The organism is Bacillus sp. S/N-304-OC-R1 (genome assembly GCF_019749375.1).
In the GTDB taxonomy this organism is placed as follows: domain Bacteria; phylum Bacillota; class Bacilli; order Bacillales; family Cytobacillaceae; genus Cytobacillus.
Genome location: NZ_JACWFE010000018.1, coordinates 72447 through 93570 on the forward strand (window position 1 = coordinate 72447; position 21124 = coordinate 93570).

A 21124-nucleotide genomic window follows, 5' to 3' on the forward strand; every position below is an offset into this window, starting at 1 on the left:
ACGCGACGTCCTGTCGCATTGTCGACACTAGTACGTCCTGTACGTCGGGGGTAGGCGCTGGAGCTAGACATTTCTCAAAGTCCTGAAACTTAAAATCGAAATAAAAAACAGGCAAGAACGAAAACTTGCCTGTTTTGGGTTGTTATTATTATTGCTTGATGCCGTATTTTTTGTTGAAACGGTCAACACGTCCGCCAGCTTCAGCGAATTTTTGACGTCCTGTGTAGAATGGATGGCATTCTGAACAAGTTTCAACACGGATTTCTTTTTGAACAGAACCCGTTTCAAATTCATTACCACATGCACATTTAACTAATGCTTTATTGTAATTAGGATGAATTCCTGCTTTCATTCTTTTCATCTCCTTCCGCCCTGAATCATGCTGAGACAGAGTTATATATTACGGGCCATAAAGACGACCGTATAATCTAAAGCACACTGGAATAATTATAACAAGGCAAATCCCATTTTGCAATATTTGATTATGCGTTCAAAAAAGGAATTTTTTCCTTTACTTAATGTGAACGCTTTGATTTCATTTCTTCAGCTAGATTAGCGAAAAAGTCTTCATTTGATTTCGTTTGTCTTAGCTTACGCAAGAATTTCTCTGCGAAATCAGGTGAATCAGTCATAGACTTGCGAATCGCCCATAGCATATCAAGCTGTTCCTTCTGGATAAGCAGCTCTTCTTTACGTGTTCCGGAACGGCGAATATCAATCGCTGGGAAGATTCTTCTTTCCGCAAGAGCACGGTCAAGGTGAAGCTCCATATTACCTGTTCCTTTAAATTCCTCATAAATGACATCATCCATACGAGAACCTGTGTCTACTAAAGCCGTTGCTAGAATCGTTAAGCTTCCGCCTTCTTCAATATTACGGGCCGCACCGAAGAAACGCTTCGGACGGTGAAAGGCAGCAGGGTCAATCCCCCCAGACAGCGTTCTGCCGCTTGGCGGAATTACCAGGTTATAAGCTCTCGCTAATCTAGTAATACTATCCATTAAAATGACAACGTCACGCTTATGCTCGACTAAACGCATCGCACGCTCAAGAACAAGCTCAGCTACTTTAATATGATTTTCCGGAACTTCATCAAAGGTTGAGCTTACAACATCTCCAGCTACAGAACGTTCGATATCTGTTACCTCTTCTGGACGCTCATCAATTAATAGAACAATCAGTTCTACTTCTGGATGATTCGTCGTAATGCTATTGGCAATTTCCTTTAAAAGCATTGTTTTCCCTGCTTTAGGAGGGGCTACAATCAGTCCGCGCTGGCCAAAGCCGACTGGGGCAAGCACGTCCATAATTCGTGTTGATAGGTGTCTCTGTGTTGTTTCAAGCTTCATATGGCTATCAGGATATAGCGGCGTTAATGCAGGAAAATGCACACGCTCTTTAGCTGATTCCGGATCGTCTCCGTTTACCGCTTCTACTTGAAGAAGACCAAAATAGCGCTCATTCTCTTTAGGAGGACGAACCTTTCCAGAAACTTTGTCTCCATTCCGTAAATCAAATCGGCGAATTTGCGAAGCCGAAATATAAATATCCTCAGAGCTTGGAGAATAGTTAATCGGTCTTAAGAAGCCAAAGCCTTCAGACTGAATAATCTCCAGGACACCTTCCATGAAAAAGTATCCTTCTTTTTCAGCTCTTGCCTTTAAAATAGCAAAAATTAATTCTTTCTTTGTTAATTTACTGTAATAGGAAACTTTATATTCGCGAGCTAGCTCATAAAGCTCCTTTAACTTCATATTTTCTAACATAGATATATTTAATCCCATAACGACACCACACTTTTGAATTTTCAAACTCTTCCCCTAAAGACAAAAAATAAACAAATATAAATAAAAAATAAAAACGGGAAAAATATGATTGAGGCAAAACTATTAGTATATATTTAAAAAACCTGAGGATAAGTCCAAAAGGAGCTAATTAAATCCTGCTGTTTTGAAAGGTTATTTTGTTGAGGTCCCTTACAAAATTCAAAGAAATCTAATATTAACTATAATTTATTTACAAATTGGAAACAAGTCAATTTTGGCAGGAAATAAGAGGACAGGTCTGACAATCGTAGCCAGACCTATATTTATATCCTCTTTAAAATGGCTTGGAAATATACTTTCCAATTGTATGAACTAGCATTCTGAAGAATTAACGAATGACTAGATTAGGTTTTTTCGTTAAACTGTGACGGCCCTCAATGAAGCGAACGGTTCCGGATTTTGCACGCATAACGACTGTGTGAGTAGATCCATAGGTGCCTTTAAATTGAACACCGCGAAGTAGCTCCCCATCCGTAACACCTGTCGCTGCGAAAATTGCATCATCGCCTTTTACTAGGTCTTCCATAAGAAGAATCTTATTCACATCAAGCCCCATCTTCTTGCAGCGCTCGATTTCAGCATCATTTTGAGGCACAAGCTTTCCTTGGATTTCTCCACCTAAGCATTTAAGCGCTACAGCAGCTAAAACTCCCTCAGGTGCTCCACCAAGACCGAATAAAATATCCACTCCAGTATGATCAAATGCCGTGTTAATCGCACCCGCTACATCTCCGTCATTAATTAGCTTAATTCTAGCGCCGGCTTCACGAAGCTGAGCGACAATATGACTGTGGCGATCACGATTTAAAACCGTTGCCACGACATCTTCAATGTCTTTATTTTTCGCTTTTGCGACAGCTTTTAAATTGTCAAGAACAGAAGCATTAATATCGATTTGGCCAACTGCTTCTGGACCAACCGCAATTTTATCCATATACATATCTGGAGCATGAAGCAGGTTACCATGATCTGCTACAGCTAGTACAGCAAGTGCATTCCAGCCGCCTGATGCAACGATATTTGTACCCTCTAGCGGATCTACAGCCACATCTACACGTGGGCCGTAGCCAGTGCCAAGCTTTTCTCCGATGTAAAGCATTGGTGCTTCATCCATTTCCCCTTCACCAATAACAACGGTTCCTTTCATAGGCACAGTATCAAATACGTTTCTCATAGCTGTTGTTGCTGCATCATCAGCTTCATCTTTTTTTCCGCGGCCCATCCAGCGTGCTGATGCTAAGGCAGCACCTTCTGTCACACGGACAAGCTCCATTGTTAAACTGCGTTCCATCCTTATTTCCCCCTCAAGTCTATGCTGCATTCATTTTTATGATTAAATTTTGACAAGCCAATTGGGCACGCGTCAAAAAGCGATCAGCATTTTGACAGCATACCCTACAAATTAAGCATTTTTCATTTGTTCTAGTTCTTCTTTTGTTAAAGTTTCTCGCCAAACCGTTGCACCGAGACCATTTAACTTTTCAACTAGGTGGCTGTAACCGCGGTCGATATGCTCAAGACCTGTTACTTCTGTTACTCCCTCGGCCATCAATCCGGCAATGACTAATGCAGCACCAGCCCGTAAATCACTTGCCTTCACCTTGGCACCTTGAAGCTTAACCGGACCGTGAATAATGGCAGAACGACCTTCCACCTTTATGTTCGCATTCATTCTTCTTAATTCATCAATATGTTTAAAACGGGCACCATAAATAGTGTCAGTCACCATACTTGTTCCTTCAGCGCTTGTTAAAAGCGAGGTAAAAGGCTGCTGAAGATCTGTTGGGAAGCCTGGATATACGAGTGTCTTAATGTCCACAGCTTTTCTTTTTACAACAGGATGAATATAAACATGGTCATCCCCTGCTTCAATATGGGCACCCATTTCTCTTAGTTTTGCAATCAGTGATTCTAAATGCTGAGGAATTACATTATCAATAGTCATTCCTTCGCCTACAGCGGCACCAAGAATCATATAAGTGCCTGCCTCAATCCGGTCTGGGATAATCGTGTGCTGACAGCCATGCAAATGTTCTACGCCATCAATGCGGATCACATCAGTTCCAGCACCTTTGATTTTTGCTCCCATATTCGTCAGCAAAGTAGCTACATCAATGATTTCCGGCTCTTTTGCCGCATTTTCAATAACCGTTCTGCCCTTTGCACGGACAGCTGCAAGCATAATATTGATTGTTGCACCAACACTGACCACGTCCAAGTAGATCCGAGCCCCTCGCAGCTCATCCGCGCGCAGATAAATGGCACCCTGTTCATTCGTAACAGTAGCACCAAGAGCTTCAAACCCCTTAATATGCTGATCAATAGGTCTTGGCCCTAAATGACAGCCGCCTGGTAGCCCGATTACCGCTTTTTTAAAGCGTCCCAGCATAGCCCCCATTAAATAATATGAGGCACGCAGTTTTTTTACTTTTCCATTCGGCAAAGGCATGGAAATCATAGAGGATGGGTCAACAATCATATCGTTGTCTGAAAAACTGACGCTTCCCCCTAGTTCTTCAAGCAGCCCTTTTAAAATCTGAACATCCGAAATATCTGGCAACCCTTCAATTGTGACAGGCGAATCAGCTAGAATCGTAGCCGGTATCAATGCCACTGCGCTATTTTTTGCTCCGCTAATCCGAACAGTTCCTTTTAAAGGGTAACCGCCTGCTATCATAAGCTTTTCCATTATTAGCTCCCTTCTACGCCGTAAGTATAAGAAAAATGCTGCGTGGGTAATAAAATGTACACACTTCAACGTTGTAGCTTGTCCTCTAGTACTGTATGTTTTTTCCGTAATAATCCCATCTTCTAGTTTACACGAAAAAACCATTCCCATGTATGAATATGTAAAGAAAGTTATCATTTTATAGTTGGAACTACTAACACTTTACCCCAATTTGGCAATTGATAAAACCCAAAGTTAGGTAAAAAATGATAATCCGACCATTTTATTATCGAGCATTCCAATCTGCTAGGAATGCTTCAATTCCTTTATCCGTTAAAGGGTGTTTAAATAATTGCATAATCACTTTATAAGGAATTGTCGCAATATGAGCACCTTTTAAAGCTGCGTCTGTTACGTGCTGAGGGTGGCGAATAGATGCAGCAATAATTTCTGTCTCGATATCATGGATTGCAAAAATATCAGCGATTGTTGAAATTAGGTCCATCCCATTATGACCAATATCATCAAGTCTGCCAAGGAATGGAGATACGTATGTTGCACCTGCTCTAGCTGCAAGCAATGCTTGGTTTGCACTGAAAATAAGAGTTACGTTTGTTTTAATGCCTTCTTTTGAAAAAGTACTAACAGCCTTTAATCCATCTGGAGTCATTGGGACCTTAACTGTAATGTTTGGAGCGATTGCTGCAAGCTCACGTCCTTCTTTAATCATTCCTTCAGCATCAAGAGCAATAACCTCTGCGCTAACGGAACCTGGAACAAGCTCTGTAATTTCACGAAGTCGATCATGGAAGGTTACGTTTTTTTCCTTTGCCACTAAAGAAGGGTTAGTTGTTACCCCGGATAATATCCCTAGTGCGTGTGCTTCTTTGATCTCTTCCATATTTGCTGTATCAATAAAAAATTTCATTGTAAATCCTCCTTCAATACTTTAATAAGTCTATTATTTTTATGTAATGCTCTATTAGTAAAGTTATTTAAAACGAAACAGTGAACCGTTCCTTTCCGTTACAGGCACGCAGCGATCGCGGGGAGGAAGTCGAGCCTCCTCGCCGTTCCGTCTGCGGGGTCTCGACCTTTCCTCTACATCCCGCAGGACATTGATTAAACATCCCTGGATTAACACCGCACGACAAAATACGGATGTATTTTGGAGGAGTCAAGTGCCTTCCACTCCAATCCACTCTGTGCTTTCAATATTGTATAGATTAAAAATCTTTACTATTATTTCCTGGTTCTTAACAAATGAATCGAAACCGCCTCTAACATAAAGGCGGTTTCCTAACGCTGTTTATTAAGCTTTCCCAGATGAACCAAACTCGCGCATTTTGCCGATAACTGTTTCCTTAATGACTTCTCTTGCTGGTCCTAGGTATTTGCGCGGATCATACATTGATGGATTTGCCTCTAATACTTCACGTACCTTTTTAGCAGAAGCAATTTGGTTTTCTGTATTTACATTGATTTTAGCTGTCCCTAGAGAAACCGCCTTCTGAATATCCTTTGTCGGGATTCCAGTTCCGCCATGAAGAACGAGAGGAACGCCTGTAAGGTTTCCGATTTCCTCCATTTCAGCGAATCCTAGCTTCGGCTCGCCTTTGTAAGGACCATGCACAGATCCTAATGCAGGAGCTAAGCAATCAATATTTGTTCGTTTTACTAGCTCTTCACATTCCTTCGCATCTGCATAAATAACACCGTCAGCCACGACATCATCTTCTTGGCCGCCAACTGTTCCTAATTCCGCTTCTACAGACACTCCGCGAGCATGTGCGTATTCTACTACCTTAGATGTAGTCGCCACATTCTCTTCAAAAGGGTCATGAGATGCATCAATCATAACAGAAGTAAAACCAGCATCAATTGCCTCTTTACATTTATCGAAACTTGAACCATGATCTAAGTGAATAGCTACAGGTACAGTAATTTTATAATCTTCAAGCAAGCCTTCTACCATTTTAACAACGGTTTTAAATCCTCCCATATAGCGTGCAGCCCCTTCGGACACACCTAGGATGACAGGGGATTTTTCTTCCTCTGCTGCTTGAAGAATCGCTTGAGTGAACTCAAGATTATTTAAATTAAATTGACCTACTGCATAGCCTTCGGATTTTCCCTTTTTAAGCATTTCAGTCATTGAAACTAAAGGCATCGTTCTTCCTCCTTCATGAATCATCGTTTCTTATTTTCACAGGATAATCTTCCCTCAGGTACTTCCGTTTATGTATCATCCTGCTTAAACTGAACCGATCGTATGGAATTCATTTGTATCATACCAAAACCTAATAAGAAATTCCATTACTCCAACTAAATTTTCATGTTTAAAAAAAGCCTGCGGGGCACGAATACAGATGTTTATTAATAGATCTGTATCCATACCCCACAGGCTGCTTTTTCACAAAGCATATAGATTTAATTTGTAATAGGGACATATTTCTTAACTGCCGCCCGGATATCATCAATATCAAATGGCTTGGCAAAGTGTGTTAAGGCTCCTAAGTCCCGCGCTTCCTGAATCATATCAAGCTCACCATATGCCGTCATAATGATCACACGGATATCCTTATCAATGACTCTCATTCTTTTTAATATTTCAATCCCGTCCATTCCAGGGATCTTCATATCGAGAAGAACTAAGTCAGGTGAATGCTTGGAGACAATTTCAAGTGCCTGAATTCCATTTGCAGCCTGGTATGTATCGTACCCTTCCTTTTGCAGTACTTCATTTAGCAAAATCCGAATACCAAATTGATCATCAACGATTAATATTTTCCCCTTCAATCAACCCACCTCTTCCTTCGTATCAAAAATTCTGTCATGTTTAATAGACGATTGTTTAGCTACGCTACCCATTATTATACATTCCCCTTCCCTTTATTTCTATTTCTTGGATAGAAATTCCTTCTTCTGAAAAAACTTTTGATCACCGTCTCTTTCGTCAATTTTACCTTTCTGCCCATTTTTCATATAATGAACTCAGCGAATCTACGAAATGATAGGAGAGAGATCATGCTAAAAATGTTTTCTACACAGCTTACAGGGCTGTTTAAAAGAATTCAGGAAAAAGAAGAATTTTCCATGGAGGATAGTGCTAGACTGCTTGCCCAGGCAGCAGTTGGAGAGGGAAATATATACATATTTGCTACAAATGAAATGAATGCAGTTGCCTATGAAGCAACAGCGGGACAGGAACCATTAAAAAACGCTGCCATTTGGCCACTTGACCAACCGCTTGATGATCTTTCTGAAACAGATCGGTTCCTCATCGTGACAAGAAACTCCACTGATGAAGAAGCTGTAAAAATGGGAGAAATCCTATCCGAGAATAGAATTCCGTTCGTAGGCATCTCCACCGCTCAAGAAGGGCATGGCTTAACTGATCTTGCCGATGTGCATATTGACTTAAAACTTACAAAAGGATTGCTGCCAGATGAAGAAGGCAACCGGTTTGGATTCCCCGCTTCTATGGCTGCATTATTTGCGTATTATGGAATCCGCTTTACGTTGGAGGAAATTTTTGAGGAATATGAATAAGAGGACATAGTTGGAGGCAGGGATTTTTAAGGCTTTGAGCTGGATACTGATGCTTTCTGCAATGCGTTGAACTTGGCGGTAGCTATGAATGGTTCATAGTTACCGGTTTATTGAGTTTAACATTAAAATAGTTACATTAAATGGCTCTAAGTTGCTGTTTCACTGGCTTTCACTTAAAAACGCGTACATTAAATCGTTCTATGTTCCCATTTCAACAACTTTTCTCCCAAAACAAACTCATTGAACCACTCTATGTTACCGTTTCACTGACTTTCCCCTTAAAACGCGTACATTGAACCGCTCTATGTTCCCATTTCAACAACTTTTCTCTCAAAACAAGCTCATTGAACGACTCTTTGTTACCGTTTCACTGACTTTCCCCTTAAAACGCGTACATTGAACCGCTCTATGTTCCCATTTCAACAACTTTCCTCTTAAAACAAGCTCATTGAACGACTCTTTGTTACGTTTCACTGACTTTCCCCTTAAAATGCGTACATTGAATCGCTCTATGTTCCCGATTCAACCACTTTTCTCCCAAAACAAGCTCATTGAACCCCCCTATGCTACCGTTTTACCCTTCTACCCCCCTCTGCAATAAAAAAAAGACCCTGCCAAGTACCAGCCCCCCCACACTGGAGAGCTGATACTCAAAGAGTCTCAAAAATCTATTCTTATTCACTAAATTTCAATGATGCACCAACGAAGTCACGGAATAATGGTTGTGGGCGTGTTGGTCTTGACACAAACTCTGGGTGGAATTGTGAAGCGACAAACCATGGATGATCTTTGATTTCAATGATTTCCACTAGGCGTCCATCTGGGCTTGTGCCCGAGAAGACAAAGCCTGCCTCTTCCATTTCTTGACGGTAGTGATTATTAAACTCGTAACGATGGCGGTGACGCTCATAGACAACTTCATCTTGATAAGCTTCATAAGCATTAGTACCCTCTGTAACTTTACAAGCCTGGATACCTAATCTTAATGTTCCGCCTAAGTCTTCAACATCCTTTTGCTCAGGAAGAAGGTCAATGATTGGATGCTTTGTTTTTGGATCAATTTCTGCTGAATGTGCTCCTTGTAAATTCAGTACATTGCGAGCATATTCAATAGAAGCTAATTGCATACCTAGGCAAATGCCAAGGAATGGTTTTTTATTTTCACGAGCGTATTGAATTGCAAGGATTTTCCCTTCAACTCCGCGATCTCCAAATCCGCCAGGAACAAGAATTCCGTCTGCATCGCTTAATAGCTCAGTAACATTCTCTTCTGTAACGTTTTCTGCATTGATCCATTTAATATCAATATCAGAATCATGTGCATAGCCTGCGTGCTTTAATGCCTCTACTACAGAAATATAAGCATCTTGCAGCTCAACATATTTTCCAACAAGAGCGATTTTTGTTGTTTTTGATAAGTTTGTCACTTTATCAACTAGCTGCTTCCACTCCGTCATGTCTGCTTCGCTGCATGCTAGTTTTAAATGATTGCAAACTAAGCTATCAAGATTTTGTTCTTGAAGAGCAAGTGGAATAGAATATAATGTTTCAGCGTCACGGCATTCGATAACAGCCTCTTTATCAATATCGCAGAATAAAGCAAGCTTGTCCTTCATATCCTGTGAAATTGGCATTTCTGTTCGAACAACTACGACATTTGGCTGAATGCCTAGGCTTCTTAATTCCTTTACACTGTGCTGAGTTGGCTTTGTTTTCATTTCGCCTGCAGCTTTAATATACGGAACTAGCGTACAATGAATGTACATTACATTGTCACGGCCGATATCACTTTTAATTTGGCGAATCGCTTCTAAGAATGGAAGGGATTCGATATCCCCTACTGTTCCGCCGATTTCAGTAATAACTACATCTGAATTCGTTTCATGTCCCGCACGGAAAACACGGTCTTTGATTTCATTCGTAATATGCGGAATCACTTGAACCGTACCGCCATTATATTCACCGCGGCGTTCTTTTCTAAGTACAGTTGAATAAATCTTCCCAGTCGTTACACTGCTGTATTTTGTTAAATTTACATCAACGAAACGCTCATAGTGACCTAAGTCTAGATCTGTTTCAGCTCCGTCCCCTGTTACAAACACCTCTCCATGCTGATATGGGCTCATTGTCCCTGGGTCCACATTGATGTATGGATCAAATTTTTGAATCGTCACGCTTAATCCTCTGTTTTTCAAAAGGCGTCCAAGGGAAGCTGCGACAATCCCTTTACCGAGTGATGAAACAACGCCACCTGTTACAAAAATATACTTTGTCATTATTATTCCCCCTCATTTCAGTTTGTGCATATTCGCCTTTATTTAAAGACTAAAAATAATGAATTTTGATTATGGCGGGTATAGTCCCAACTTAAGGATGCGTGAACTTAAAGTAGCATAGGAAATACACTTAAATCCGGTACATAAGCTATATTTCTTACTTGCCAAAAAATAAATAGCGCCCCGCTTACTTTATTACAAGTAAGGGAGCGCTATACGCGTCTAATGATTCGTTCCTTTTTAAGGAGCCCAAAAAGTATTCTACAAGCCTGCAAAAAAAAAGTCAAGATGGTGTGCAGAAACTTCTATGAGGAAAAAATTAATCTAAATCTTCCTCTTCTATGTCCATATCATCATCTTCAATTTCCTCATCTTCATCGCCAAGATCATATTCTTCGTCACTCTCGATAAGGTCATCGTCTTCATCTTCCAGGTCTTCATCATCTAGAAGTTCATCATCTTCTTCTAATAACTCTTCATCTTCTTCGAATTCATCCTCTAGATCATCAAGATCATCGTAATCAATATCTTCATCATCTAATTCATCATATTCATCAAGCTCATCATCAGCAGCCTTCTTAGCCTTTTTCTTCTTAGGCTTAATTTCTGTTACAACGTCCTCTTCCTGCTGCTCAATTGGATACCATACACGAAGTCCCCATTTATTGTCCCCTAAGCCTAGGAAACGTCCATCAATGTTTAAATCTGTATAGAATTGGGCAATTTTCGCTCGCACCTGATCCTCTGTCAGATCAAGGAGAGTTGTTAGTTCATCCATAATATCCTGAAATGCCAATGCTTCTTTTTTGCCTTTTAATAGTTCATAAGCGACTTCAATGAAAGACATTTCCTGAAGCTCTTCTTTTGAAAGTTCATATAAACTCATATTTGCACGTCCTTTCTCTATGTCACGCTTTTAAGAAAGCGAAAATAAATAACTTTTGGAAAATCAGTTTAGTAGCTTTATCTTTTTATGTATTTGGGAGCCGTTTTAACAAGGATTTCTATGTCCTTTTACAGCCCCGTGAATGCATATTCTTCATTATAAACAATAATTTAGTGTTTATGCCAGCTATATCTTTCGCCCATTATCTTTTTCATTTTTATCCGTGTTTTTTATTTTTCGGGAGAGCTGGCTATAGGCGCGAGTAAAGGAATAAATGGATATTAAAAAGAAAGGAATGGCGCCAAGCTGCATTTGATACAAATAATAAAATCCGACAAGAGTTCCTATTATCACAATCAACATAAAGATGTTTTTCACATTCCCACATCCTGCAACTAATATCCAAGAAGCTAAAGGGTCCCGCTTTCTGCAATTACTTCGATTATATATAACTTGGCAATGATTGTATATTACTTAAAAAGGCCCAAGCGCCTTGGCAAGACAATTTTCATACTAAAAAAAGTTTTACACTCCTAACATGGAAAAAAAGAAATCGGCGTTCTCACCGATTTCCTTCTATACTTACAACGAACCTACATATTTCTTCTATATTGTCCGCCCACTTCATAAAGGGCTCTAGTAATTTGGCCAAGGCTTGCTACTTTCACTGTCTCCATCAGCTCTGCAAAAATATTACCGCCGGATACGGCTGCTTCTTTTAATCGCAGCAGCGCTTCCTCTGCTTGATCTTTATTGCGTTCTTGGAAGCTGCGAAGATTTTGGATTTGCATTTCTTTTTCTTCTTTTGTTGCCCTTGCCAGCTCCATATTATTCATCTCTTCTTCAGAAGGAGGGTTCGGATTTAAATACGTATTGACTCCGATAATTGGAAGCTCGCCTGTATGCTTTAGCATTTCATAATGCATGGACTCATCCTGAATTTTTCCACGCTGATATTGCGTTTCCATGGCGCCAAGAACTCCTCCGCGATCATTGATGCGTTCAAATTCTTGAAGCACCTGCTCCTCGACAAGATCGGTTAATTCATCAATGATGAAAGCGCCTTGCAGCGGATTTTCGTTTTTCGTTAAGCCGTGTTCCTTCGTAATAATCATTTGGATGGCCATTGCGCGGCGCACAGATTCCTCTGTCGGCGTTGTAATCGCCTCATCATAAGCATTCGTATGAAGGGAATTACAGTTATCTTGCAATGCCATTAGTGCTTGCAATGTTGTACGAATATCATTGAAATCAATCTCTTGAGCATGAAGAGAACGACCAGATGTTTGAATATGATACTTAAGCTTCTGGCTTCGCTCATTGGCACCATACTTATCTCTCATCACCGTCGCCCAAATTCGGCGAGCTACACGGCCTAGAACGGTATATTCAGGATCTAAGCCATTCGAGAAGAAGAATGATAGGTTTGGTGCAAAGTCGTTAATATCCATTCCCCTGCTCAAGTAGTATTCTACATACGTAAAGCCATTAGCTAATGTGAATGCTAATTGTGAAATCGGGTTAGCCCCTGCTTCAGCGATATGATAGCCTGAAATGGATACAGAATAATAGTTACGCACTTTATGATCAATAAAATATTGCTGAATATCCCCCATCATGCGAAGGGCAAATTCCGTCGAGAAGATACAAGTATTTTGCCCTTGATCTTCTTTTAAAATATCAGCTTGAACTGTTCCGCGAACCGTTTGTAAAGTTAGTGCCTTCACTTCCATAAATTCTTCTACTGTTAGAATGCGGCAAAGCTCTTTTTCCTTCGCTTCTACCTGCTGCTCAATCGCAGTATTCATGAACATGGCTAGAATGATTGGAGCTGGGCCATTAATTGTCATTGACACTGATGTAGATGGATGACACAGATCAAAGCCGGCATAAAGCTTCTTCATATCATCCAGCGTACAGATGCTGACGCCGCTTTCGCCAACCTTTCCGTAAATATCCGGACGATAATCTGGGTCTTCTCCATATAATGTAACAGAGTCAAACGCTGTACTTAGGCGTTTAGCCGAGTCGTCCTTAGATAAATAGTGGAAGCGGCGATTCGTTCTTTCCGGTGTTCCTTCTCCAGCAAATTGTCTCTTTGGATCTTCGCCTTCACGCTTGAACGGGAACACCCCGGCCGTGAACGGGAATGAGCCTGGAACATTTTCTTTATAAACCCAGCGGATAATTTCCCCATAATCCTTATATTTAGGAAGGGCCACCTTAGGTATACTTAATCCGGATAAGCTTTTCGTTTTTAAGACCGTAATAATTTCTTTGTCACGGATTTTTGTGACGAATTGGTCTCCCGTATATTTTTCCTTTAACGACTCCCAGCCATTCAGGATTTTCTTCGTTTCCGGAGTCAGCTGGGATTCAACGTTAGACTTAACTGCTTCAAGTGACGCAAGAACCTCTTCGTTTGCCTCCTGCTCCTTAACGGCAAGAATAGCTCCCTCCAGCTGGAATAGCTTACGGGCAAGATCTGCCTGTTTTTCGGCCTTTTTATGATATTTACGTACCGTTTCTGATACTTCTCTTAAATAATAGCGCTGCTCATTCGGGATAATGACATTTTGCTTTTCGACTATTGCATGCTTTGAAAAGCTAGTTTCCCAATCTGTACTAGCCTTTTCATTTAATTTTTCAATAATCGCGGCAAAAACAGCATTTGTTCCCGGATCGTTAAATTGACTCGCAATCGTGCCAAATACAGGCATTTCTTCAATATCCTTTTCAAAAAGCATGCGGCTTCTTTGATATTGCTTTTGCACTTGGCGCTTCGCATCTTCAGAGCCTTTGCGCTCAAACTTATTAATGACAATTAAATCGGCATAATCGATCATATCGATTTTCTCAAGCTGGGAAGGCGCACCGAATTCACTCGTCATCACATACATAGAAACGTCACAAATTTCAGTTATTTCTGCATCCCCTTGCCCGATTCCGCTTGTTTCTACAACAATTAGGTCAAAGCCTGCAGCTTTTACAACAGAAATGGCATCCTTAATCGCCAGTGAAAGCTCACTCTTTGAATTTCTTGTCGCTAAGCTTCTCATATAAACACGCGGGTTAAAAATTGAATTCATACGGATACGGTCGCCAAGAAGGGCTCCGCCTGTTTTTTGCTTTGTAGGATCAACCGATAAAATAGCCACTTTCTTTTCCGGAATTTCATTAATGAAGCGGCGAATCAGTTCATCTGTTAATGAGCTTTTTCCAGCTCCACCTGTACCTGTAATTCCGAGGACAGGGACTGACTTTTCCAATGATTTCACTTTTTCCATTACCGAATCAAGTGCTGCCGCAGCTTCTTTGTCAACCGTCACATGATGCTCTGCTAACGTGATCAGCTTCGCAATAGCATTAGTGTTTCCTTCTTCAAGCTTTTCAATTTGCTCGGTCGCTTCTACCGTAAAGGTTGGAAAATCACATTCTTCAATCATCATGTTAATCATGCCTTGAAGTCCATGCTGACGTCCATCCTCAGGTGAGAAAATTCGGGCAATCCCGTATTCATGAAGCTCTTTAATTTCCTTAGGAATGATAACTCCGCCGCCGCCTCCATAAATGCGGATATGAGAAGCGCCTCTTTCTTTTAACAGATCATACATATATTTAAAGTATTCAACGTGTCCTCCTTGATAGGAAGATATCGCAATTCCTTGAACATCCTCTTGAATGGCTGCATTCACTACTTCCTCCACCGAGCGATTATGTCCCAAATGGATCACCTCTGCACCGCTCGCCTGAATGATCCGTCTCATGATATTAATAGAAGCATCATGGCCGTCAAAAAGACTTGAAGCAGTAACAAATCGAATATGGTTCTTTGGCTTATACACTACTGCTGAACTACTCATTATTCTCCTCCTGTTCGTGATAGCGCAGGTTTTCTAATCCCTTGAAAAAGCAATTCTGTTTGCAGCTCAATATACTCCTCAAGCGTATACATTTTTTTCAATGACCACCGGCGGAAAGCCCACATTTGCCCTTGAACAAAAATATTGTGTGCAATCATTTTTATCCTATCTTCTGTAAGATCAAATTCTTTATTTTCCACACATCTGCTGATAATTTGTTCAAACATCTCAACCATTTCGATTTCTTTCTTCAGAACATATGGAAGGGCGTCCTTTGATAAGGATTTGACCTCCTGGTACATGACAAGAACTTCATCCTGCATTTCATCGACCACTCGGAAGTAATCAGCAATCCCCATCTTTAAGCTTTCTAATGTTCCTTGATTTGTATCAAGATCCTTCTGCAGCCTGTCGCTTACCTGGTCATAGATGCTGTCACAAACGAGATACAGCACATCTTCTTTCGTCCTAATATATTCATATAATGTGCCAATGCTAAAGCCTGCTGCTTTCGCAATTTCTCTTGTCGTTGTGCGATGGAAGCCCTTCTGAATAAATAGGGTTACAGCCCCTTTAATCATTTGATCTCGTCTCTTTTTGACAAGGCGCTCATCTTTTACGGACGCCTGCACTTCGCGTTTTTTCATTTTACCTACCGTCTTTCTTAAGGCAGAGAGGAGAAAGTTTCACGATCGGCTCTCCTCTCAACTCGCCTTTTTCTTAATAGAATAAATGATAGGGACCTATTTTGTCAGCATACGAGAAATAACAAGGCGTTGAATTTCCTGTGTTCCTTCATAAATTTGGGTGATCTTGGCATCACGCATAAAGCGTTCTACCGGGTAATCCTTTGTATAGCCGTAGCCACCGAAGATTTGAACAGCATCTGTCGTAACCTTCATCGCTGTATCGCCAGCTAATAGTTTCGACATCGCTGATTCTTTTCCATATGGCAAACCTTCTGATTCTAGCCATGCAGCCTGGTATGTTAATAGTCTTGAGGCTTCAATGCTTGTTGCCATATCTGCCAGTTTAAAGCCGATTCCTTGCTGAGCCGCAATTGGCTTACCAAATTGAACGCGTTCTTTCGCGTATTCAATCGACGCATCTAAAGCACCTTGGGCAATTCCAACAGCCTGTGCAGCAATCCCGTTGCGTCCGCCATCAAGCGTCATCATCGCAATTTTAAAGCCTTCCCCTACATTGCCTAGTACATTTTCAACCGGAATCTTACAATTATCAAAAATAATTTCTGTTGTTGGTGAAGAACGAATTCCAAGCTTTTTCTCTTTTTTGCCCACTGAGAAGCCCTCGAAACCTGCTTCCACGATGAATGCCGTTGTTCCACGGTGTTTTTCATTAGGATCTGTTAATGCAAAAACAACATAAATATCAGCAATTCCACCATTTGTGATGAAAATTTTAGAGCCATTTAATACGTAATGATCTCCTTCTAGACGCGCTGTTGTTCTCATCCCGCCGGCATCCGAGCCGCTGCCAGGCTCTGTTAACCCATAAGCTCCAATTTTCGTACCTTCTGCCATTGGACGTAAATATTTTTGCTTTTGCTCTTCACTACCGAATTTGAAGATTGGCCAGCCTGCTAATGAAGTATGAGCAGATAAAGTTACACCTGTTGATGCACATACTCTTGAAAGCTCTTCTACAGCAATACAGTACGCTAAATAATCACTGCCGATGCCGCCGTACTCCTCTGGCCATGGAATCCCTGTCAGACCAAGCTCCGCCATTTTATCAAAAATTTCACGGTCAAATCGCTCTTCCTCATCACGCTCAGCTGCCGTTGGGGCCACTTCGTTCTTTGCAAAATCTCGTACCATTTTTCTAATCATTTCATGTTCTTCTGATAATTGAAAGTTCATGTCCCTGTCCCCCGTTAATCTATTTTTGTAGAGCCTGTGGGGCAATGCGAAAGTCCCCTTCAGGCTGATTTATTAAAGCTGTTTGCTAATTACTAATCGCTGAATTTCACTTGTGCCTTCATATATTTCTGTAATTTTTGCATCGCGGAAATATCGTTCTACCGGATAATCTTCTGTATAGCCGTAGCCGCCTAATACTTGAATCGCTTCTGTTGTAACCTCAACTGCTGTTTTAGAGGCAAAAAGCTTAGCCATGGATGCTTCTATCCCGCACTTAACCCCTCTTTGGCGAAGATCAGCTGCACGGTAGATTAATAGCTTTGATGCCTCAACTGCTGTTGCCATATCTGCTAGCTTGAAGCCTATCCCTTGCTGAGCGGCAATCGGTTTTCCAAATTGTACACGCTCTTTCGCATAAGCTGCCGCTGCTTCAAGTGCCGCCTCTGCAATTCCGAGTGCCTGTGCTGCAATACCGATTCTGCCGACATCGAGATTTGCGAGGGCAATTTTGAAGCCTTCACCTTCTTCGCCTAGTAGATTTTGGGCAGGCACCTTCATATCCTCAAAGCTAAGCTGCAGCGTTCTAGAGCCATGCAAGCCCATTTTTTTCTCGTCTTTTCCAATCACAAGTCCCGGCGTATCTTTTTCAACGATAAAAGCAGATATTCCTTTACTGCCAAGCTCAGGGCTAGTCGAAGCAAAAACAATATACACATCTGCTTCGCCGCCGTTTGTAATAAAGACTTTGGAGCCGTTAATGATATAATGATCCCCGTTTTTTACAGCCTTTGATTTCAGGCTTCCCGCATCAGAACCGGCGCTAGGCTCTGTTAGGCAAAAGGCACCTAGATACTCCCCGGAAGCTAGCTTTGGCACGTATTTTTGCTTTTGCTCTTCTGTTCCGAAATAAAGAATTGGATTCGTTCCAACAGAGGTATGAACGGAAAGAATAACGCCAATCGTCGCGCTCACCTTTGATAATTCATGAATTGCGATAATATAAGAGGTAAAATCCATTTCCGACCCGCCGTACTGTTCCGGAACGGGAATCCCCATTAAGCCAAGCTCCCCCATTTTTTTTAGTATTTCACTAGGAAACTCACCTTGTTCCATTTTTTCAACAAATGGAGCAATTTCAGACTGAGCAAAATCACGAACCATTTTCCTCATCATGTCTTGCTCTTCGGTAAATCTTAAATTCATATTCAGCCCTCCGTTAAACCTCTCGGATGATTATTTTCAAATGGACTTTATTCATAAACGTAAAAGCCTCTGCCTGTTTTGCGTCCGAGCCAGCCAGCCTTTACATATTTTCTTAACAGTGGACAAGGGCGATATTTATCGTCGCCGAATCCTTCGTGAAGGGTTTCCATAATATATAGACAAGTATCCAGGCCAATGAAATCAGCTAACGTTAGCGGGCCCATCGGATGATTCATGCCAAGCTTCATCACTTCATCGATTGCTTCTTTTGTAGCAACACCCTCATAAAGGGTATAAATCGCTTCATTAATCATCGGCATGAGTATTCTGTTTGACACGAATCCTGGGAAGTCGTTGACTTCAACCGGTACCTTTTTAAGCGTATTGGTCATGTCCTCAATTGTTTGATACACTTCATCCGCTGTAGCAAGGCCGCGGATAATTTCTACTAGCTTCATAACCGGAACAGGATTCATAAAATGCATGCCGATTACTTTTTCAGGACGCTTGGTCGCTGCAGCAATCTCTGTGATCGGCAGCGATGAAGTATTACTTGCCAGGATGGTATGTGCTGGTGCGATTTCATCGAGTTGGCTGAAAATCTTTGTTTTGATTTCCATATTTTCTACAGCTGCTTCAATCACGAGGTCAACAGCCTTCGCATCCTGAAGATCTGTTGATGGAGTAAGCCTGCTTAGGATCTCTTCCATCTGCTCAGCAGTCATTCGTTCTTTTTCAACCTGACGAGATAAGTTCTTCTTAATGACTCCTAATCCGCGATCAATAAATTCTGGTTTCAAGTCGTTTAGCAGGACACTGTAGCCAGCCTGCGCACATACTTGGGCGATTCCAGAGCCCATTTGGCCAGCCCCGATCACCATAATTTTTTGTACGTTCATATTTGGTCCTCCGTTCTTCGTATAGGTGCTGGATTAATTGCGAAACTTATAGATTTGTTTGCGAAAACTATTAGTTTGTTTGCGATACCTACCGCTTTGTTTGCGAACTATTAATTTATTTGCGATACCTACCGCTTTGTTTGCGAAAACTATTAGTTTGTTTGCGATACCTACCGCTTTGTTTGCGAAACTGCTAATTTATTTGCGATACTAACCGCTTTGTTCGCGAAAACTATTAGTTTGTTTGCGTTACCAACCGCTTTGTTTGCGAAAATTATTAGTTTGTTTGCGTTACCAACCGCTTTGTTTGCGAAACAGCTAATTTGTTTGCGATACCTACCGCTTTGTGCGAAAACTATTAGTTTGTTTGCGATACCTACTGCTTTGTTTGCGAAACTGCTAATTTGTTTGCGATACCTACTGCTTTGTTTGCGAACTGTTATTTTATTTGCGATACTAACCGCTTTGTTTGCGAAAACTATTAGTTTGTTTGCGTTACCAACCGCTTTGTTTGCGAAACTGCTAATTTATTTGAAATACCTACCGCTTTGTTTGCGAAAACTATTAGTTTGTTTGCGTTACCAATCGCTTTGTTTGCGAAACAGCTAATTTGCCTGAGAAACATACGAATTCTGATTATTAAAATCAGCTCTTCGGAACCTCAATCATAATCGCGTCACCTTGGCCTCCTCCGCTGCAAATGGCTGCAATGCCAAATCCTCCGCCTCGACGCTTTAATTCATGCATTAACGTTAAAATAATTCTAGTGCCGCTCGCTCCTATCGGATGTCCAAGCGCTACCGCACCGCCATTTACGTTTACTTTATTTTCATCTAAATTAGCAATCTTGCCGCTTGTTAGTGCAACAGCTGCAAATGCTTCATTAATTTCAAAAAGATCAATATCCTCAACTGTTTTTCCTGTCTTTTTTAACAGCTCATTGATTACGATACCTGGTGTTTTCGGGAAATCCTTTGCTTCGACCGCAATCTCCGCATGCCCCAGAATGATCGCTGCAGGTTTTCTGCCTTCTCGAGCTGCTCTCTCCTCACTCATTAGAACGAGTGCTGCTGCCCCATCATTCACTCCTGGTGCGTTCCCAGCTGTAATCGTTCCGCCTGATCCGAATGCCGATTTAAGCTTTGCCAGTTTATCAACCGACGTATCTTTTCTCGGTGATTCATCTTCTGAAATAACGACTGAATCTCCTTTTCTTTGAGGTACCTCTACTGGTACAATTTCCTCTGCCAATTTTCCCGCTTCCATTGCTGCAATTGCCAGCTCATGGCTTCTAAGTGCCCAGCGATCCTGCTCTTCGCGGCTGATCTCCATCTCCTCAGCAGCACCATTTCCGTAAGTCCCCATATGAACACCAGTGAAACTGCAACTTAATCCATCGTGAATCATTAAGTCCTTGACCGCTGAATCCCCCATGCGAAGTCCCCAGCGTGCGTTTGGCAAGAAGTAAGGCGCCTGACTCATAGACTCCATTCCGCCAGCCACGATGACCTCTTCATCGCCAAGACGAATGATTTGATCACCAAGCGTCACACTGCGCATACCTGAGGCACAAACCTTATTGACCGTTTCCGTTTTTACATTCCATGGTAGTCCAGCTTTTCTGGCTGCCTGACGGGAAGGTATCTGGCCTTGCCCTCCTTGAAGAACAGTTCCTAAAATAACCTCGCCGACCTCTTCCGGTTTTACACCTGCACGTTGAAGTGCTTCCTTCACAGCAAATCCTCCAAGATCTGAAGCAGAAAAGCTGCTTAATCCACCAGCAAATTTACCAAACGGCGTTCTTGCACCGCCAAGAATTACGGTTCTTCCCATCAGTATCGCTCCTTTTTCTAATTGTGATTTTCATCATCATTTAAAGCGGACAATCCGAGCGACTGAACGCTCGCTCAACCTAAGCCGAAAAAAATAACCACCAAAATGTAAGCGCTTTATCTATAATTCTATTTTACTTTAAAAATAGTAAAAATTGAAACATTTTACGCAAAATTCATAAAGTTCAACTTCAATCTGCACAGAGTACAAATTGAAGTTGAACTAAATTTCTTAA

17 protein-coding genes are annotated in these 21124 nt (G+C 41.4%); 1 reads left to right on the forward strand and 16 read right to left on the reverse strand.

Features of this window, described 5'->3' with window-relative positions; genetic code table 11:
- Positions 1-148 precede the first annotated feature (148 nt).
- The 7 genes from rpmE to H0173_RS15415 all read right to left on the reverse strand — a co-directional run bounded on the left by rpmE (position 149) and on the right by H0173_RS15415 (position 7293).
- Positions 149-352: a 50S ribosomal protein L31 gene (rpmE, locus tag H0173_RS15385; RefSeq protein WP_221847434.1), complete on the reverse strand. Its 204-nt coding sequence runs from the start codon at positions 350-352 to the stop codon at positions 149-151.
- 163 nt (positions 353-515) lie between these two features.
- Positions 516-1784 (reverse strand): transcription termination factor Rho, encoded by a 1269-nt coding sequence (rho, locus tag H0173_RS15390; protein ID WP_221847435.1) that lies wholly within the window; start codon positions 1782-1784, stop codon positions 516-518.
- 370 nt (positions 1785-2154) lie between these two features.
- Positions 2155-3117, reverse strand: a complete 963-nt coding sequence (glpX, locus tag H0173_RS15395) for a class II fructose-bisphosphatase (protein WP_221847399.1) — start codon at positions 3115-3117, stop codon at positions 2155-2157.
- Between the two features lie 111 nt (positions 3118-3228).
- Complete coding sequence (locus H0173_RS15400) at positions 3229-4515, reverse strand: UDP-N-acetylglucosamine 1-carboxyvinyltransferase (RefSeq protein ID WP_221847400.1); 1287 nt, start codon at positions 4513-4515, stop codon at positions 3229-3231.
- Between the two features lie 265 nt (positions 4516-4780).
- A complete protein-coding gene (gene fsa / locus H0173_RS15405) occupies positions 4781-5422 on the reverse strand; it encodes a fructose-6-phosphate aldolase (RefSeq protein WP_221847401.1) in 642 nt (213 codons plus the stop codon).
- A gap of 384 nt (positions 5423-5806) precedes the next feature.
- The gene (locus tag H0173_RS15410) at positions 5807-6664 is read right to left on the reverse strand and encodes a class II fructose-bisphosphate aldolase (RefSeq protein ID WP_221847402.1); all 858 of its coding nucleotides are present in this window, start codon (positions 6662-6664) and stop codon (positions 5807-5809) included.
- A 260-nt stretch (positions 6665-6924) separates the two neighbouring features.
- Complete coding sequence (locus H0173_RS15415) at positions 6925-7293, reverse strand: response regulator (protein WP_221847403.1); 369 nt, start codon at positions 7291-7293, stop codon at positions 6925-6927.
- Between the two features lie 228 nt (positions 7294-7521).
- Here H0173_RS15415 and H0173_RS15420 point away from each other — a divergent pair, with 228 nt between their 5' ends.
- On the forward strand, positions 7522-8046 hold the full coding sequence (locus H0173_RS15420; protein WP_221847404.1) for a DUF2529 domain-containing protein: 525 nt from the start codon (positions 7522-7524) through the stop codon (positions 8044-8046).
- 674 nt (positions 8047-8720) lie between these two features.
- Here H0173_RS15420 and H0173_RS15425 read toward each other — a convergent pair.
- The 9 genes from H0173_RS15425 to H0173_RS15465 form a co-directional block, all read right to left on the reverse strand.
- Complete coding sequence (locus H0173_RS15425) at positions 8721-10322, reverse strand: CTP synthase (protein WP_221847405.1); 1602 nt, start codon at positions 10320-10322, stop codon at positions 8721-8723.
- A 319-nt stretch (positions 10323-10641) separates the two neighbouring features.
- Complete coding sequence (rpoE, locus tag H0173_RS15430) at positions 10642-11208, reverse strand: DNA-directed RNA polymerase subunit delta (RefSeq protein ID WP_221847406.1); 567 nt, start codon at positions 11206-11208, stop codon at positions 10642-10644.
- A gap of 186 nt (positions 11209-11394) precedes the next feature.
- Positions 11395-11586, reverse strand: a complete 192-nt coding sequence (locus H0173_RS15435; protein WP_221847407.1) for a hypothetical protein — start codon at positions 11584-11586, stop codon at positions 11395-11397.
- Between the two features lie 215 nt (positions 11587-11801).
- The gene (icmF, locus tag H0173_RS15440; RefSeq protein WP_221847408.1) at positions 11802-15071 is read right to left on the reverse strand and encodes a fused isobutyryl-CoA mutase/GTPase IcmF; all 3270 of its coding nucleotides are present in this window, start codon (positions 15069-15071) and stop codon (positions 11802-11804) included.
- A complete protein-coding gene (locus H0173_RS15445) occupies positions 15071-15718 on the reverse strand; it encodes a TetR/AcrR family transcriptional regulator (RefSeq protein ID WP_221847409.1) in 648 nt (215 codons plus the stop codon). The genes icmF and H0173_RS15445 overlap by 1 nt, the downstream gene beginning before the upstream one ends.
- Positions 15719-15814: 96 nt before the next feature.
- Positions 15815-16954, reverse strand: a complete 1140-nt coding sequence (locus tag H0173_RS15450) for an acyl-CoA dehydrogenase (RefSeq protein ID WP_221847410.1) — start codon at positions 16952-16954, stop codon at positions 15815-15817.
- Positions 16955-17026: 72 nt separating this feature from the next.
- Positions 17027-18157, reverse strand: coding sequence for an acyl-CoA dehydrogenase (locus H0173_RS15455; protein WP_221847411.1), 1131 nt, complete (start codon positions 18155-18157; stop codon positions 17027-17029).
- 47 nt (positions 18158-18204) lie between these two features.
- Positions 18205-19056 (reverse strand): 3-hydroxybutyryl-CoA dehydrogenase, encoded by an 852-nt coding sequence (locus H0173_RS15460; protein WP_221847412.1) that lies wholly within the window; start codon positions 19054-19056, stop codon positions 18205-18207.
- A 645-nt stretch (positions 19057-19701) separates the two neighbouring features.
- Positions 19702-20889, reverse strand: a complete 1188-nt coding sequence (locus H0173_RS15465) for an acetyl-CoA C-acetyltransferase (protein ID WP_221847413.1) — start codon at positions 20887-20889, stop codon at positions 19702-19704.
- Between the last annotated feature and the right edge of the window lie 235 nt (positions 20890-21124).

Coding starts and splice junctions, on each gene's coding strand:
- rpmE (WP_221847434.1), bottom strand. CDS start 352: ATGAAAGCAGGAATTCATCCTAATTACAATAAAGCATTAGTTAAATGT.
- rho (WP_221847435.1), bottom strand. CDS start 1,784: ATGGGATTAAATATATCTATGTTAGAAAATATGAAGTTAAAGGAGCTT.
- glpX (WP_221847399.1), bottom strand. CDS start 3,117: ATGGAACGCAGTTTAACAATGGAGCTTGTCCGTGTGACAGAAGGTGCT.
- H0173_RS15400 (WP_221847400.1), bottom strand. CDS start 4,515: ATGGAAAAGCTTATGATAGCAGGCGGTTACCCTTTAAAAGGAACTGTT.
- fsa (WP_221847401.1), bottom strand. CDS start 5,422: ATGAAATTTTTTATTGATACAGCAAATATGGAAGAGATCAAAGAAGCA.
- H0173_RS15410 (WP_221847402.1), bottom strand. CDS start 6,664: ATGCCTTTAGTTTCAATGACTGAAATGCTTAAAAAGGGAAAATCCGAA.
- H0173_RS15420 (WP_221847404.1), top strand. CDS start 7,522: ATGCTAAAAATGTTTTCTACACAGCTTACAGGGCTGTTTAAAAGAATT.
- H0173_RS15425 (WP_221847405.1), bottom strand. CDS start 10,322: ATGACAAAGTATATTTTTGTAACAGGTGGCGTTGTTTCATCACTCGGT.
- rpoE (WP_221847406.1), bottom strand. CDS start 11,208: ATGAGTTTATATGAACTTTCAAAAGAAGAGCTTCAGGAAATGTCTTTC.
- icmF (WP_221847408.1), bottom strand. CDS start 15,071: ATGAGTAGTTCAGCAGTAGTGTATAAGCCAAAGAACCATATTCGATTT.
- H0173_RS15445 (WP_221847409.1), bottom strand. CDS start 15,718: ATGAAAAAACGCGAAGTGCAGGCGTCCGTAAAAGATGAGCGCCTTGTC.
- H0173_RS15450 (WP_221847410.1), bottom strand. CDS start 16,954: ATGAACTTTCAATTATCAGAAGAACATGAAATGATTAGAAAAATGGTA.
- H0173_RS15455 (WP_221847411.1), bottom strand. CDS start 18,157: ATGAATTTAAGATTTACCGAAGAGCAAGACATGATGAGGAAAATGGTT.
- H0173_RS15460 (WP_221847412.1), bottom strand. CDS start 19,056: ATGAACGTACAAAAAATTATGGTGATCGGGGCTGGCCAAATGGGCTCT.
- H0173_RS15465 (WP_221847413.1), bottom strand. CDS start 20,889: ATGGGAAGAACCGTAATTCTTGGCGGTGCAAGAACGCCGTTTGGTAAA.